This window comes from Youngiibacter multivorans (genome assembly GCF_017873395.1).
GTDB lineage: Bacteria > Bacillota > Clostridia > Clostridiales > Clostridiaceae > Youngiibacter > Youngiibacter multivorans.
This window is the reverse complement of the sequence record NZ_JAGGKC010000036.1, coordinates 16474-32243: the sequence shown is the minus strand read 5'-3', so window position 1 is coordinate 32243 and position 15770 is coordinate 16474. Positions and strand designations below refer to the sequence as shown.

Sequence of the window (15770 nt, the reverse complement as noted above, 5' to 3'; positions counted from 1 at the left end):
GGTTGGCGGCCGCCTCATGCACCCCTACGGGTGCAGCAGGTTATAGACCCTTATAGGGTCTGTGCAAACCGCCGGCTAAGCCGGCGGTACTGATTGTATCAAATCTGATTCATGAGTTGGAAATCGGTTTCAGTGAAAAGCGTTGCGAATCTAAGCTTATCAGAATTCCCCGGTTTTGGCACGGTTTATGCTCTAATAGGGCGGTAACCATAAGAGATGAAAGGGGAATAACAATGAGAGAAGCAGTAGTCGTATCAGCAGTAAGGTCACCTATGGGCAAGTACAGGGGTGCCCTTACCAACATAACTCCTCACGAGCTTGCAGCCACAGTGCTGAAGGAAGCTGTAAGGAGGTCCAAGGTCAATCCTGAGGAAATCGGGGAAGTAATATACAGCAACATAATGGAAAAGGAATATAACAACATAGCGAGATATGTGGCACTTGAGGCTGGTCTTCCGATAAGTGTGCCTGGGATAACCATAGACAGGCAGTGTGGTTCGTCACTTAATGGAATCGCCTACGCGGCGCTCCTGATCATGGCGGGACAGCATGATGTGGTTGTTACAGGCGGAGTGGAGATGGATACCAGAAGACCGTGGCTCCTTTCCAAGCCTACTCAGCCGTACCAGCTGCAGGAGCCTAAGTTTCTGACCGTATCAACATCTCCTGTTCGGTTTGAGGAGACCAGCATGCTGGGAACAGCTGAGAACCTGGCTGAGATGTACGGACTCACAAGGGAGGATGTAGACAAGTTCGCCGTAGAGAGCCATAGAAGGGCTGCAGCAGCCTGGGCAAATCATGCCTTCGATGAGCAGCTCGTACCAATTGAGTTCAAGGACAGGAAGGGCAATGTCACGGTAGTTGCAAATGACGAGACAATAAGGCCTGAAACCACCATGGAGACTCTTGCGAAGCTTCCTGTAGCCAGCGGCAAGAAGGATGGAATCTGCACCGCAGGAAACAGCTCGCCTCTTACAGATGGAGCAAGCGCCGTAGTTGTAATGGAGAAGAACAAAGCCATTGAGCTTGGATGCGAGATACTCGGAACATTCAAGGGCTATGAGTCAGCAGGCGTGGAACCACATCTCATGGGAATAGGACCTGTATATGCTGTCAGGAAGCTTCTCGCCAGGACCGGACTCAAGATCGAGGATATCGACCTCATAGAGATGAATGAGGCGTTCGCGGCACAGAGCCTTCCATGCATTAAGGAGCTTGGGATGGATACTGAAAAGCTCAACGTCAATGGCGGTGCCATTGCGCTCGGTCATCCTTTGGCTGCAACAGGAGGAGTCCTTGCTGCAAAGCTTCTGTATGAAATGAAGAAGAGAGATGTGAAGCGTGGAATAGTCACCTTCTGCTGTGCAGGCGGACAGGGTGTCGCGGCGCTCTTTGAAAGGGAATAGGCGGAGGAACGATATGTTGAAGCTAAGAACTGCTTCTGAGGCAGTAAAGATGATAAAGGACGGGGACACGGTGGTAACCTCGGGCTTCATGCTCGCGACTACCCCCGAGGAGCTGTTCATAGCAATCGAGGACAGGTTCATGGAGACGAAGGCTCCCAAGGACCTGACCCTCATGTGTGCTGCAGGTGTGGGCGACTTAAGAGGAGGAAATACCGGCCTCAACCACTTCGCTCATGACGGACTGCTGAAGAGGGTCATTGTAGGGCATTTCGGCTCAAACGACCAGATAGTCAGAATGGTCAATGAGAACAGGATAGAGGGATACAACTGGCCGCAGGGCATAGTATCCCATGTCCTGAGGGCCAGGGGCAACGGAGAGAAGGGACTTCTTTCAAGGGTCGGCCTTCGTACCTACATGGACCCCAGGGTTTCAGGCAGCAAGATGAACGATCTGGCAAAGGAAGACCTTGTGCAGCTCGTTAACCTCAACGGTGAGGACTACCTCTACTACAAGGCTCCGAATGTTGACATAGCCATCATACGTGGAACAACTGCGGATGAGCTTGGCAACATAAGCTTCGAGGATGAGATAGCACTTTCGATGGCGAGGGTAGCAGCCCTTGCAGCGAAGGCATCAGGCGGAAAGGTCATCGCCCAGGTCAAGAACTATGTCAAGGCAGGGCAGATCGAAGCGAAGCTTGTGGGAGTATGCGGCATATTCGTGGATGCGGTCGTAATCACCAGGGACATAGACAAGAACCACAGGATGACTCCGGGTTCACTTTTCGACCAGTCCATGGCAGGTCACAGACAGGTTCCTACAGGTTCGAGGAAACCTCTCGAGATGTCTGAGAGGAAGGTAATCGGAAGGCGTGCAGCAATGGAGCTTGTACCCAATTCAGTAGTCAACCTTGGAATAGGTGTTCCAGAGACTGTATCTGCGGTGGCTGCGGAGGAAGGATGCTCCGGTGATCTTGTAATGACAGTGGAAGCAGGAGCCATAGGCGGTGTGCCGGCTGGCGGATTGAACTTCGGTGCTTCGCTTAACCCATGGAGCATTACAGACGAACCCACACAGTTTGACTTCTACCATTCGGGTTACCTTGATGTGACATTCCTGGGACTTGCGGAGGTCAACCATTCAGGTGACGTCAACGTGTCCAAGTTCGGTCCGAGGATCCCCGGTTGCGGAGGATTCATCGACATTTCACAGTCAACGAAGAGGGTCGTATATTGCGGTACCTTTACCGCTGGCGGGCTTGAGGTTGAGATAAGTGACGGCAAGGTAGTCATAGTCAAGGAAGGAAAGTCAAAGAAGTTCAAGAAGGGTATTGAGCAGATAACCTTCAGCGGAAAGCAGGCGCTGGAAAACGGCCAGGAGGTCATATATATAACTGAAAGGGCGGTTTTCGCACTCACTGAAGAGGGTCTCGAGCTCAGGGAGATTGCTCCCGGAATAGACCTTGAGAAGCACATACTTTCCCAGATGGAGTTCGATCCGATAATCGCTAGGGATGTCAAGGTAATGGACAGGAACCTGTTCGAGGACGGCCTAATGGGGCTTAAGGGGGTCATAGAAGCGAAGAAAAACAGGTGATCCATCCTTACAGGTACGGTATAGGCAAAATAAACTTACTAAAAGGGGAGAAAAACATGGAATATCTAAGCCTGGCAGGCATACTGCTCGGACTTGCAGTGCTCATAATGATCTCATTCAAGGGCGTGCCTATTATAATAACAGCGCCTCTTGCAGCAATGGTAGTTATCCTATTTTCACAGATGCCGATTGTCGCTTCCTTTACAGGTCCGTTCATGACAGGGTTCACGAACTTTGCGAAGAACTATTTCCTGATCTTCCTCCTCTCCGCCGTTTACGGCAAGATGATGGCTGATTCAGGCGCAGCAAAGTCCATAGCGTACAAGCTGTCGGCTGTTGCAAATAAGTTTCCTGGCAATGAAAAGTTTGTTGCGATATTTTCTCTAGTTATAGTAAACTCCGTATTCACCTACGGCGGAATATCACTTTTCGTTGTAATGTTCACCATGGTAATCATCGCCAAGAACCTCTTTGAGGAGCTTGGGATTCCATGGAGGCTCTATACCTGCGTATCCCTTGGTATGTCGGTTTATACCATGACTATGCTTCCAGGTACGCCTGCCATCCAGAATCTCATACCAATGAAATATCTTGGAACAACACCGACTGCAGCACCTGTACTCGGAATCATCGGTACTGTAGTTTCACTGATACTGGGAATTGGCTGGATAAAGTATCAGCTTGCAAAGGCTGAAAAGCTTCAGGAAGGCTTTATGCCTACCGGAACTGAGATATCCAAGGTTGTACTAAAGGATGAGAAGGTTGAGGAGATGAATCTTCTTGTAAGCCTTACTCCTTCAATAGTTCTCCTTGTGGTTCTCAACATCCTCAAGCAGCCTCCTGTTGTAGCCCTGTTTGCAGCAGTAGTGACCTCTGTCATCCTGTTTTACAAGAGATATGCGAACATCGTCAAGTCGTTGTCTGACGGTGCCAACAATGCCATCATGGCTATAACCAACATCTGCATAGTCGTGGCTTTTGGTTCGGTAGTGGCTGCATCGACAGGATATGCGCTTGTAATAGGTGCCCTTGATTCAATACCGGGACCACCTATCGTACAGATCATCGTCGCTGTAAACATTGCAGCAGGTGTTACAGGCTCTGCTTCAGGCGGACTTGGAATAGCCCTTGAGAGCTTAAGCCAGAAGTTCCTTGCAACCGGAATCAACCCGGAGGTCATCCACAGGGTTGCAGCAATGTCGTGCGGAGGACTTGACTCACTTCCACATAACGCGGCAGTAATCAATGACCTTGGAGTGGCAAGGCTTACCCACAAGCAGGCTTACATCAACATGTTCGTACTCACCGTACTGACTCCGGTTGTAGCAACAATTGTCGTAGCAATTTTCGCATCACTGGGTGTTGTTTAATAACAGCTTAAGAATAAGCAATCCATTACTATGGGGATACGGCTAAAGGCTGTTTCCTCAGCAAAGGGCAGGGATATTTGCCCTGCCTGTGTTATAGGGAGGCATATGAATGGATATAAGGAAAATAGGTGTAGTGGGAGCCGGAACCATGGGCCTTGGAATCGCCCAAGCTTGCGCGATTGCAGGGTATGAAGTCGTCCTTAACGACATCAAGCCTGAGTTCGTAGACAGGGCGCTAGTCAGGATGGCAAAGATCCTTGACAAAAGCGTGGAGAAGGGCAAGATGGATCAGGAGACAAGGGATTCGATACTCGCAAGGGTAAGTAAATCCACTGACTATACTGATTTTGCAAATGTTGATGTGGTGTGCGAGGCTGTGCTCGAGAACATGGAGCTGAAGAAGGAAGTATTCGGAACTCTCAATAGGATCTGCAGGAAGGATGCCATATTCTGCACAAACACATCATCCATGTCGATAACTGAGATCTCGGCAGGCTCAGGGAGACCTGGAAAGTTCTGCGGCATGCATTTCTTCAATCCGGTGCATGTCATGAAACTGGTTGAGGTAATTAGCGGCGAGCTTACAGAGCCAGAGACCGCGGAGACTATACTTGGCTTCGCAAAGAGCCTTGGAAAGACTCCGGTAAGGGTCAAGAAGGACATGCCGGGCTTCATAGTAAACAGGCTTCTTCTGCCATACATGAATGAGGCTGCCAAGATGCTGTCTGAAGGAGTAGCTGATGTGGAGGACATAGACACAGCTGTGAAGCTTGGACTTAACTATCCGATGGGCCCGTTCCAGATGCTTGACATGGGAGGGATAGACCTCACCTGCACAATCCTGGAATATTACAGGGAGGAGTTCGGTGACGACATGTATGCACCGGACATGGTGCTTAAGCAGATGCTTAGGGCTGGGAAGCTTGGCCAGAAGAGCGGCCAGGGCTTCTACAAATATTAATCAGGAGGTAATCATATGATATTCAAGGACAGAGTCGCCATCATCACAGGTTCGGCGCAAGGGTTAGGAAGGGCCATGGCTGAAAGGCTTGCTAAAGATGGTGTCAAGGTAGTAATCACAGATGTCAACGAGGAGAAGATCAATGATGCAGTAGCTGAGCTTCAGGCAAAGGGCTATAATGTCTTCGGTGCTAAGTGCGATGTTACGAACAGGGATGAGATAAGGGCACTTGGAGAGAAGATAATCGAGAAGTATGGGAAGCTTGATATAATCGTCAACAACGCAGGTATCACTAAGGATGCCTCCTTTAAGAAGATGACTGATGCACAGTGGGATGCTGTCATGACAGTAGACCTGAAGTCAGTGTTCCTGGTCTCACAGGAACTCGTCAAATACCTTGAAGCGAATGGCTACGGAAGGATAATCAACATCAGCTCCCTTGCAGGAATGATGGGTAACTTCGGTCAGGCAAACTACTCTGCAGCCAAAGCCGGAGTGGTGGGGCTCACTAAGACTCTTTCAATTGAGCTTGGTAAGAAGAATATTACAGTCAACGCAATAGCACCTGGTTTCATAAACACCGAGATGACAAGGGTCATCCCAGAGGACAGGAAGAAGGCAATGCTTGCTGAGATTCCTGTAGGAAGACTTGGAGAACCTGAGTAAATCGCTGCAGTCGTTGCGTTCCTAGCTTCTGACGAAGCCGGATTCGTATCTGGCACAGTAATCAACGTCAACGGTGGAAACTATAAGTAGGATCCACTACCAATATGATTTTAGGAACCGCATTACCATATAGATTCATTTTTTGCAGCCCGAAAGGGCTGTTTTTTGCGTGAAATTGGATATGAGTATACATGCGGTGAACAGATCTTTGATTTTCTTCATATTTCCAGATGAATGAATTTAGTTAGGATTTTCCAGGAAATCAGTGAGGGTCCATAAGTGTTGATGAACATCGACATGTCAAACTGACTTGACTGTCAAAGAGGTTGGCAGAGCTAGGGAATCGTAAATAAAGAGAGAGGACTTGACTTATTTTCTCCTTGCACTGCAAAGGATTACATGAAATATGCTTCATAATTTTTAAGAGCTTTTATTTTTTGGCACGCTCCTTGCTCTATAGGGTGCAAAGCTGATTACCGGTGAATAATTTGAAAGGAGGGGGCAAGATACCGGGAGTCGGAGCGTCATCATATTTATTTAGGGGGATAAGAAATGATAGGTATACTGTTTTCTCTGGCCTTACTGATGTTCCTTGCATTCAAAGGAATGTCCATCATCTGGATAGCGCCGATTTGTGCGGCAATCGTTGCATTGACAGGCGGACTTCCGCTTCTGCCTACTTATACTGATACCTACATGACCGGTTTCGTCGGATTCACCAAATCATGGTTTCCGGCATTCATGCTTGGAGGAATCTTCGGAAGGCTCATGGAGGTATCCGGTGGTGCACAGTCTGTAGCTCACTTCATAACTGGCCTCATAGGAAAGAAGAGAGCAATACTTGCAGTTTCTCTTGGATGTATAGTACTTGGCTACGGTGGAATAAGCGTATTCGTAATAGCTTTTGCAATGTATCCATTGGCAGTTGCTGTATTCAGAGAAGCTAACATAACAAGGAAGCTCATACCTGGAACACTTGCATTCGGTATGTTCACCATAGCGATGACATCTCTTCCGGGAACACCTCAGATACAGAACCTCATTCCGATGCAGTACTACAAAACAACCCCAATGGCAGCACCGATAACAGGTATAGTTACTTCGCTCATCATGTTCTTCGCCGGCTACATATATCTCGTATGGAGGGAGAAGAAATACACTGAGAGAGGTGAAGTCTTCATAGAGCCTACAGGAGCAGCAGTTGCTACTTTGGCGGATGTGGAAAAGCTTCCGAATCCGATCCTTTCATTCCTTCCTCTTCTGGCTGTTGTAATAGTACTTAACGTTCTTAAACAGAACATCATAATAGCACTGGTTGCTGGCGTACTCCTTTCAGTGATGGTCAACTTCCCTGCAATAAGGAAGAACATGGTTGATGTCATAAACAAGGGAGCTTCAAATTCAGTTCTTGCTATAATCAACACTTCTGCAGCCGTCGGTTTCGGAGCAGTAGTAAGAGCGGTACCTGGCTTCAAGACACTTACAGACATGGTGCTTGGTATCGAAGGAAACGCACTTCTGTCAGAGGCAATAGCAGTTACAACTCTTGCTGGAGCTACAGGATCAGCTTCAGGCGGTATGGGCATAGCTCTCGCAGCACTTGGAGAGAAGTATGTTGAGCTTTCAGTTTCAACAGGAATCTCACTTGAATCCTTCCACAGGGTAGCATCCATCGCCAGCGGCGGACTTGATTCACTTCCGCACAACGGTGCCATCCTTACTGTACTCGCAATATGCGGAATGACACACAAGGATTCATACATGGAAATGTTCGTTACTACAGTTCTAATACCAGTAATAGCTACTCTTGTTGCAGTCGTAATGGGAACAATGGGCATACTATAAAATTCGTTGGTGTTTCGATCCGGCAGGCGAGAGCCTGCCGGGTTAAAAACGGAAGGAGTGAAAATATTTTGAGAAGCGTATCAATCATCGGTATCGGTGAAACCAAGATGGGCAGGCTCCCTGACAAGTCCCTGAAGGATCTTATCAGGGATGCGGGAAACAAGGCCATTGAGGATGCGGGTATTCCAAAGGAATCGATCCAGGCTCTCTACATGGGTAACTTTAATGCTGGCTACTGGAGCACCCAGAGCCATATGGGAGCATTGGCATCTGAGACATTAGGTCTTGGAACAATTCCAACAGTAAGGACGGAGGGTGCATGCGCATCAGGAAGCCTTGCCTTCAGACAGGCCCTTGCGGCAATCAAAGCCGGCATGTATGACATAGTTCTTGTTGGCGGAGCCGAAAAGATGACCCACAGGAATACAGAGGTTGTTACAACAGGTCTTGCAAGCGCTGCAGATGTGGAGCTTGAGACAGCACTTGGTGCAACATTCCCGTCGCTGTTCGCGATGATCGCCAACAGGTATTTCCACGAGTACGGAAATGTTAGGAAGGAAATGGCAATGGCGGCTGTGCAGAACCACGAGAATGCAATGCTCAACCCAAATGCCCAGATGAAGAAGAAGATAACCATCGAGGATGTATACAACGGCTTCCCTGTGGCTGACCCGCTTACGGTTTACGACTGCTCGCTCATAACAGACGGCTCCGTATTCCTGGTGCTGGCAGCTACAGAGGTCGCTGAGAAGATATGCAAGCACAGGCTGGTAGAGGTAATTGGTTCAGGACACGGCGGAAGCGCGCTTACCCTTGCAGGAAAGAAGTCTCTAACTACCTTCGAGTCGACGATTGTTGCGGCTAACGAGGCTTACAAGATGGCAAATCTCAAGCCTTCGGACATTGACCTTGCAGAAGTACATGACTGCTTTACAATAACGCAGATCATCAATACAGAGGACTTGGGCTTCTTTGAGAAGGGCACCGGAGCCAGAGCGCTTGCTGAAGGCAAGACAGCAAGGGACGGAGTGAAGCCAATAAACGTCAGCGGAGGACTTAAGGCAAAGGGACATCCAATTGGAGCAACCGGCTTAAGCCAGATGTATGAGATAGTTGCGCAGCTTAGGGGAATCGCTGGTGAGAGGCAGATTAAAAAGGCCGACATAGGACTCACTCAGAATCTCGGAGGCTCAGCAGCCACCTGCGTAATCAACATATTCAGGGGGAGATAGAGATGGATAAGAAGGCTGTAGTTTACACATATTCAGTAATCTTCTCGGCTTCAGAGGATTTCAAGGACATGACTCCATTCGCTCTCGCCATAGTTGACGACGGTGAAGAAAAGTTCCTTACAAGGCTTGAAGGCTATGAGACTGGCATGGAGATCAAGGTAGGGATGGAAGTTGCTTTTTCAAGGCTCGATGATAACGGGAAGCCGCTCTACAAGTTCATTTAACTAAACGATCAACAGGATCAATAACCAATTGCCCTAGCATTCATCTGATATAGGAGGAAACGTGTAATGAGATTGAAGGATAAGGTCTGTATAATAACTGGTTCAGGTAACGGCATAGGCAAGGTAACTGCTCTGAAGTTCGCTGAAGAGGGCGCAAAGGTCATAGTATGCGATGTCAAGAAAGATAGCGTAGATGAAGTTGTCAAGGAAATCGAGGCTATGGGCGGAGTAGCTGTTGGATATAAGGTAGATGTCACAAAAAATGACGATATCAACGCAATGGTCAAGGATGTCATGGAGAAGTTCGGAAAGATCGACTCACTTGTCAACAATGCAGGTATCATCATGGATGCTCAGCTTCACAAGATGACTGAGGACCAGTTTGATAAGGTCATCAACATAAACCTTAAGGGTACTTATAACTGCACCAGGGCGATCGTTGACATAATGATTGCTCAGGGCTTCGGTTCCATAACAAACGCTTCATCGGTTGTCGGAGTATACGGCAATTTCGGTCAGACAAACTATGCTGCAACCAAGTGGGGAGTCATAGGAATGGCTAAGAGCTGGGCAAAGGAGCTTGGCAGAAAGGGAATAAGGGCCAATGCTGTAGCACCTGGATTCATAGCAACACCTATCCTTGATGTAATGCCTGAGAAGATAATAAAGGCAATGGAGGAGAAGGTCCCTATGAAGAGGCTTGGTAAGCCCGAAGAGATCGCCAATGTCTATGCGTTCCTCGCATCGGATGAGGCAAGCTATATCAATGGAGCGGTAATAGAGGTCAGTGGCGGCGTCACGCTGTAGGATGGAGGAGTAACAAAATGAGCAGAATCAAATTTACGACATCCAGGGAAGCAGCTGACCTTATAGAAGACGGGTCACTGATAGGCACCTGCGGCTTCCTTCTGACCGGTGCGGCAGAAGAGGTATGGCTGGAGATGGAGAACAGATGGAAGGAAACTGGAAAGCCGAAGAACATAGGGGTCATGTGGGCATCGGGCGTAGGCGACGGAGGGGATGTCAGGGGACTTAACCACATTTGTTACGAAGGTCTTCTTACAAAGGTCATAGGCGGACACTACGGGCTCATCAAGAAGATGAACAACCTGGTCATAGAGAACAAGGTCCAGGCTTATAACTTCCCCCAGGGAGTCATGTGCCAGATGTTCAGGGATATGGCTGCAGGCAAGCCTGGTACGATTTCAAGGGTGGGGCTGGGTACGTTTGTCGACCCGGACTTCCAGGGTGGAAAGATCAATGATGTGACCAAGGAGGATATCGTCCAGAAGATAAGCATAAATGGCGAGGATATTCTCTTCTACAAGGCTCAGAAGCTTGATTACGCGATAATCAGAGGTACTGAGGCAGATGAGAACGGCAACATAAGCTTAAGGAAAGAAGCTCTTACACTTGAGTCACTTGCTGTTGCAATGGCTGCAAGGAATGCCGGAGGAAAGGTAATAGTCCAGGTAGAGAAGATAGTCAAGAACGGAACCATACCTCCGAAGGATGTCAAGATACCTGGAATACTGGTTGATGTGGTGGCTGTGGTCAAGGACATGAAGAACCACATGCAGACTGCAGGAACACAGTACAACGAGGATTTCATCTCAGCTACTGGAGTCTTCAAGGAAGTCGAGAAGGATTTCCCTCTTGATGAGAGGAAGATAACAGCAAGACGCTGCGCTCTGGAAATAACCAGGAACGACAACGTACTGAATTACGGCATAGGCGTACCTGAAAGTGTAGCGGCAGTCCTCAAGGAGGAGGGTGTTGACCACCTGTTCACTGCAAGTGTGGAGCCAGGTATAGTAGGCGGCATAGCGCAGGGCGGCAAGGACTTCGGAAGCGCCATCGCTCCGCAGGCCATAATCGACGAGCCTTATCAGTTCGACTTCTACGACGGAGGCGGCATTGACGTGACCTTCCTGGGCATGGCACAGTGCGACCCTCATGGAAACCTCAACGTCTCCAAGTTCGGAACAAGGCTTGCAGGCTGCGGCGGCTTCATTGACATTTCCCAGAACGCTAAGACCGTTGTCTTCTGCGGATCCTTCACGGCAGGCGGCCTTGAGGTAGAGGCAGTGGACGGCAGGCTGGTCATCCACAAGGAAGGCAAGTCAAAGAAGTTCATTAACAAGGTAGACCAGATAACCTTCAACGGCGAGTATGAGAGCAGGAAAGGCGGAAGGAAGATATTCTATATAACTGAAAGGGCACTCTTCCAGCTGCTTCCTGAAGGGCTGACGCTTATGGAGATAGCACCGGGCGTGGATCTTGAGAAGGATGTCCTGGGACAGATGGAATTCGCCCCAAGGATAGCAGATAACCTCAAGACCATGGAAAGCTTCATATTCAACGCAGGTCTCATGGGACTCAAGGACAGGCTGTAAAAATTATAAGCGCTCCATAGATGGATTTTGAGTTTAAAAGTGCATAGCTTTGGCAGAGCTGCTGCAGAGCACAGATAATGAATGGAGCCTTCCGCAGACGCGGAAGGCTCCATCTCAATCCCTGATCTTTATGTTAAGCTTCTCAATCTTGTTGTAGAGGGTAGCCCTGTGTATGCCAAGCTCTTCTGCAGTCTTAACACAGTTGTAGCTGTTCTTCTCCAGGTAGGAGATGAGGATCTCCTTCTCGAAGTCATCAACCAGGTCTGGAAGGGTCTTTCCTGCCTTCATGAGAACAGGCAGCCTGTTCTTGACTAATATTGTCTTAGGCAGCTGACTGAATGTAATTATGCTGTCGTCAACAAGGGAATAGGACCTGTCTATGACGTTCTTGAGCTCCCTGATGTTGCCCGGCCATTTGTATTGCTTAAGGACCTTCAGGGCATCCTCCGAGATGCTGACGTCTGTATCATACTTCTCGTTAAGGTCTGCAAGGAATGCTTCAACGAACAGCTCGATGTCATCCATCCTTACCCTAAGCGGTGGTATCTCAACCCTTATGACATTCAGCCTGTAGTAGAGGTCTTCCCTGAAGGTGCCGTTTCTTACCATGTCCTCCAGGTTCTGGTTTGTTGCGGATATTATCCTAACATCCACCGGTATTGTCTCGCTTGATCCGACCTTCTCCAGTTCCTTTTCCTGCAGCACTCTCAGGAGCTTAGCCTGCATGGTGAGGGGCATGTCGCCGATTTCGTCGAGGAACACGGTTCCTCCATTGGCCAGCTCAAACTTTCCTTTTTTGCCGCCTTTGACCGCTCCTGTGAATGAACCTTCGGCATAGCCGAACAGCTCTGATTCCATTAGCTCTGCAGGTATGGCTGCACAGTTTATCCTTATTATCGGCCTGTTCTTTCGCTCACTGTCGTAGTGTATGGCATTTGCGAATACTTCCTTGCCTGTTCCTGTTTCTCCTGTTAGCAGCACGCTCATGTCGCTCTTTGCCGCCTTCTTTGCAATCCTTATGGCTTCGTTGAAGGGGGCGCTTTCTCCAATCATCGACTGGAAGGAGTATTTGCTTCCAACAAATCGTTCCAGCTCTTTCCTGTAGTACTGGACCTCATCGTCCATAGCCTTGAGCTTTGCTGCAATGTCAAGGGCGTTCCTTGTGAACTTTATCTGACCTACCGCTGCTATGACTTTATTTCCATCACTTACAGGGGCTCTTGTAACTATGACATACTTGTCCTTGTTTGGTGACTGGCCTGATGCAAGCTTGTGGACAACATTGACATCCTCGCGGCCTGATTTCGTTATCTCCCCGAGCTTTGAATTGAGTATGACATCAGTGACGTGCCTGCCGATTACATTCTGCTTTTTAAGTTCCAGGAACTCAAGGTAAGCCTTGTTCATCTCGATGATGGTACCATCCCTGTCCACAATGAGGAATCCGTCATCTGAGATTTCGAGTATCTTCTCGTAAATAAGGATCCGGTCATGAAGATTGTTCCAGGTTGGATTTTCGCTATGGGTTTCAATAGCTTTGTTGTTTTCCATATTCCCTAACACATCCTTTTGAATATCCCTGTACATAGTATTATACTTCAAGTTGAAGGCAGATATTTATGATTGAATGTCTAATAAAATATCTGTGGTTCAAGGTGATTGGCCAGTGCCATATAAGAAAGAATGCACCATAATCAATTACTTCTCTGTGATGCAAGTATTCCATGCATACAGAACTATCAATTATTACATAGCAATTTCCATGCCATTGACAAGAAGTTCAACAAGTCGCTTGATTAAGCGCTTTCGGGGAGTTAAATATACCTTTCTGCTGAAAAACGTTGTATAGAAATATATACATGTAGATAAATATAGACACTAATTTTTATTGGGGGCTGATTGTTTGAAGATCGAAAAGACTACTAGGCTGGTAAGGTATGAGCACCTTAACCATCATGACACCCTTTTTGCCGGGAGGCTTTCTGAATGGTTCGTAGAGAGCTGCTTCATCAGTGCCGCCAAGGCCACAGGAAAGCCTGAGAGCCTGGTCTGCCTTGAGATACTTGACTTCATTGTCAGGAAGCCTGCAAAGGGAGGAGACCTTATTGACTTCAGAAGCTTTGTGGCCAGGACCGGCAAGTCCAGCCTAATTGTATACTGCAGTGTGACCGGAATGGATGGTTCTACAACAGCTGAAGGCTTCATTACCTTCGTGTGTCTTGATGATGATGGCAGGCCTTCACCCCATGGCATTTCTCTGGATGATCCAATCAGTCCGGAAGAGTCTGCCATAAGACTACGGGCTGACAGGATGTTCAGGTCAAGCCTTGAGGGCAGGTAATTGACTACAATCATAGACATGTTGAATTTGCTTGACATGATAATTTAGCTTTGACTTTTTAATCCGTTGCATACCAACGTTTTATCAGTATCCTCCCGTGGCATGCTTATTGCTTTGTAAGACAGTAAGGATAAATGAAACGGGGGGATTTTTCATGGCTAAAGTTGTAGCTGCTGAATTTGCTGCGGGTCTTGTCAAGGATAATGATGCTGTGGGGGTGAGCGGCTTCGTAGGCTTCGGTACTCCTGAGGAGCTTCTGATTGCACTGGAGGACAGGTTCGTGTCTTCCGGCAAGCCTGCCAACCTGACTCTTTTCCATGGCGCCGGTATGGGGGATGGAAAGGACAGGGGAGGAAATCATCTCGCCCATGAGGGGCTTATAAGGAGGATAATCTGCGCCCATCTCGGTCTTGAGCCAAAGCTGTCGAAGCTTATCGTAGAGAACAAGATGGAAGCTTTCCTGGTGCCTCAGGGTGTTGCAAGCCATATGCTGAGGGCAGCTGGCGGAAAAAAGCCTGGCGTCCTTACCCATGTGGGTCTTAAGACCTTCGCTGACCCAAGGGTTGAAGCATGTAAGGTCAACCAGCTGTCTAAGGATTCCGGCTTTGAGATAGTGAGCCTTATAGACATCAAGGGCAAGGATTACCTGCTTTATGATACGGTGCCTCTGGATGTATGCTTCATAAAGGGCAGCTATGCGGATGAGGCCGGTAACGTTACTCTTCATAAGGAGGCAGTATATGTGGACCAGCTGGAGCTCGCTACTGCAACCAGGAATTCCGGAGGCAAGGTTATTGTTCAGGTGGAAAAGGTAGTAAAGACCGGCTCACTTAATACCCAGCAGGTTAAGATACCTTCATTCCTCATAGACTACATTGTACTTGCTCCGGACCTTGTGAAGAATCCCCAGGGCTTCCATTCGAGCACTTACATGCCTGAGCTTACCGGTGAGGCTAAGATTCCTCTGTCAGCCATTAAGAGCATACCTCTTGACGAGAGGAAGGTCTGCGGCAGGATTGGCGCACAGTTCCTTAAGAAGGGTTCTCTGGTCAACCTTGGAATAGGAGTTGCTGAGGCTGTTGCAGCCGTAGCTGCTGAAGAGGGCATCAATGACAAGATAATACTTTCCATAGAGTCTGGTGCTGTCGGAGGAGTTCCTGTCGGTGGCCTTGGTATTGGAGCATCTATCAATCCAGATGCGCTTCTTTCACAATGCAGCAACTTCGACATATATGACGGCGGTGGAATTGACCTGGCTTATCTTGGATGCGCCCAGGTGGACAGAAGCGGGAACGTCAACGTGTCCAAGTTCGGTGGAAGGGTTGTTGGACCTGGCGGATTCATCAATATTACCCAAAATGCAAAGTCAGTATTCTTCTGCGGAAGCATGACTGCAGGCAAGTATGACATACGTGTTGGTGACGGAAAGCTTGATATCATAACTGACGGTGACAAGGTCAAGTTCGTTGACCAGGTGGAGCAGGTCACTTTCTCAGGGGATTATGCCAAGGAGACCGGACAGAACGTATACTACATAACTGAAAGGGCATTGTTCAAGCTTACTGAGGATGGTGTGACGCTTGTTGAGGTTGCTCCGGGTGTTGACGTTGAGAAGGACATCCTAGGCAAGATGGATTTCATTCCAAAGATTGCGGATGACCTGAAGGTAATGGATGCCAAAATCTTCACTGATGCATTGATGGGAATGGTGCTTTGACTATAGGAGGTAAAT

General features: G+C 48.3%; 13 protein-coding genes. 12 read left to right on the top strand and 1 reads right to left on the bottom strand.

Translation table 11 applies throughout. The annotated features are described in order from the left end of the window. The first annotated feature begins 233 nt into the window (after positions 1-233). The 10 genes from J2Z34_RS15885 to J2Z34_RS15840 all read left to right on the top strand — a co-directional run bounded on the left by J2Z34_RS15885 (position 234) and on the right by J2Z34_RS15840 (position 11697). Positions 234-1406 carry a thiolase family protein gene (locus J2Z34_RS15885; protein WP_209460854.1) on the top strand — a complete coding sequence of 391 codons (1173 nt, stop codon included), beginning with the start codon at positions 234-236 and terminating at the stop codon, positions 1404-1406. Positions 1407-1419: 13 nt separating this feature from the next. Then, positions 1420-3003, top strand: a complete 1584-nt coding sequence (locus J2Z34_RS15880; protein WP_209460853.1) for an acyl CoA:acetate/3-ketoacid CoA transferase — start codon at positions 1420-1422, stop codon at positions 3001-3003. A gap of 56 nt (positions 3004-3059) precedes the next feature. Next, the gene (locus tag J2Z34_RS15875) at positions 3060-4373 is read left to right on the top strand and encodes a GntP family permease (RefSeq protein WP_209460852.1); all 1314 of its coding nucleotides are present in this window, start codon (positions 3060-3062) and stop codon (positions 4371-4373) included. A gap of 109 nt (positions 4374-4482) precedes the next feature. Beyond that, entirely contained in the window at positions 4483-5334 is an 852-nt protein-coding gene (locus J2Z34_RS15870) for a 3-hydroxyacyl-CoA dehydrogenase family protein (RefSeq protein WP_209460851.1), read from the top strand. A gap of 15 nt (positions 5335-5349) precedes the next feature. Next, positions 5350-6000 (top strand): 3-oxoacyl-ACP reductase FabG, encoded by a 651-nt coding sequence (gene fabG / locus J2Z34_RS15865; RefSeq protein ID WP_209460850.1) that lies wholly within the window; start codon positions 5350-5352, stop codon positions 5998-6000. Between the two features lie 552 nt (positions 6001-6552). After that, complete coding sequence (locus J2Z34_RS15860; RefSeq protein WP_209460849.1) at positions 6553-7845, top strand: GntP family permease; 1293 nt, start codon at positions 6553-6555, stop codon at positions 7843-7845. A 68-nt stretch (positions 7846-7913) separates the two neighbouring features. After that, complete coding sequence (locus J2Z34_RS15855) at positions 7914-9077, top strand: thiolase domain-containing protein (protein ID WP_209460848.1); 1164 nt, start codon at positions 7914-7916, stop codon at positions 9075-9077. Between the two features lie 2 nt (positions 9078-9079). Further along, positions 9080-9301, top strand: a complete 222-nt coding sequence (locus J2Z34_RS15850; protein ID WP_209460847.1) for a Zn-ribbon domain-containing OB-fold protein — start codon at positions 9080-9082, stop codon at positions 9299-9301. Between the two features lie 66 nt (positions 9302-9367). Then, positions 9368-10108: a 3-oxoacyl-[acyl-carrier-protein] reductase gene (gene fabG, locus J2Z34_RS15845; RefSeq protein ID WP_209460846.1), complete on the top strand. Its 741-nt coding sequence runs from the start codon at positions 9368-9370 to the stop codon at positions 10106-10108. 17 nt (positions 10109-10125) lie between these two features. Next, entirely contained in the window at positions 10126-11697 is a 1572-nt protein-coding gene (locus J2Z34_RS15840; protein ID WP_209460845.1) for an acyl CoA:acetate/3-ketoacid CoA transferase, read from the top strand. 114 nt (positions 11698-11811) lie between these two features. Here the strand turns inward: J2Z34_RS15840 and J2Z34_RS15835 are convergent, their stop codons facing one another. Beyond that, complete coding sequence (locus tag J2Z34_RS15835) at positions 11812-13248, bottom strand: sigma-54 interaction domain-containing protein (protein ID WP_209460844.1); 1437 nt, start codon at positions 13246-13248, stop codon at positions 11812-11814. A gap of 352 nt (positions 13249-13600) precedes the next feature. Here J2Z34_RS15835 and J2Z34_RS15830 point away from each other — a divergent pair, with 352 nt between their 5' ends. Both J2Z34_RS15830 and J2Z34_RS15825 read left to right on the top strand, forming a co-directional pair. Beyond that, positions 13601-14038 (top strand): acyl-CoA thioesterase, encoded by a 438-nt coding sequence (locus tag J2Z34_RS15830; protein WP_209460843.1) that lies wholly within the window; start codon positions 13601-13603, stop codon positions 14036-14038. 154 nt (positions 14039-14192) lie between these two features. Then, positions 14193-15755 carry an acyl CoA:acetate/3-ketoacid CoA transferase gene (locus tag J2Z34_RS15825; protein WP_209460842.1) on the top strand — a complete coding sequence of 521 codons (1563 nt, stop codon included), beginning with the start codon at positions 14193-14195 and terminating at the stop codon, positions 15753-15755. The last annotated feature ends 15 nt before the right edge of the window (positions 15756-15770 follow it).

What these genes read in the sequence shown, in the direction of transcription:
- J2Z34_RS15870 (WP_209460851.1), top strand. Translation starts at nt 4,483, where the DNA reads ATGGATATAAGGAAAATAGGTGTAGTGGGAGCCGGAACCATGGGCCTT.
- J2Z34_RS15850 (WP_209460847.1), top strand. Translation starts at nt 9,080, where the DNA reads ATGGATAAGAAGGCTGTAGTTTACACATATTCAGTAATCTTCTCGGCT.
- J2Z34_RS15835 (WP_209460844.1), bottom strand. Translation starts at nt 13,248, where the DNA reads ATGGAAAACAACAAAGCTATTGAAACCCATAGCGAAAATCCAACCTGG.
- fabG (WP_209460846.1), top strand. Translation starts at nt 9,368, where the DNA reads ATGAGATTGAAGGATAAGGTCTGTATAATAACTGGTTCAGGTAACGGC.
- J2Z34_RS15840 (WP_209460845.1), top strand. Translation starts at nt 10,126, where the DNA reads ATGAGCAGAATCAAATTTACGACATCCAGGGAAGCAGCTGACCTTATA.
- J2Z34_RS15875 (WP_209460852.1), top strand. Translation starts at nt 3,060, where the DNA reads ATGGAATATCTAAGCCTGGCAGGCATACTGCTCGGACTTGCAGTGCTC.
- J2Z34_RS15825 (WP_209460842.1), top strand. Translation starts at nt 14,193, where the DNA reads ATGGCTAAAGTTGTAGCTGCTGAATTTGCTGCGGGTCTTGTCAAGGAT.
- J2Z34_RS15860 (WP_209460849.1), top strand. Translation starts at nt 6,553, where the DNA reads ATGATAGGTATACTGTTTTCTCTGGCCTTACTGATGTTCCTTGCATTC.
- J2Z34_RS15880 (WP_209460853.1), top strand. Translation starts at nt 1,420, where the DNA reads ATGTTGAAGCTAAGAACTGCTTCTGAGGCAGTAAAGATGATAAAGGAC.
- fabG (WP_209460850.1), top strand. Translation starts at nt 5,350, where the DNA reads ATGATATTCAAGGACAGAGTCGCCATCATCACAGGTTCGGCGCAAGGG.
- J2Z34_RS15885 (WP_209460854.1), top strand. Translation starts at nt 234, where the DNA reads ATGAGAGAAGCAGTAGTCGTATCAGCAGTAAGGTCACCTATGGGCAAG.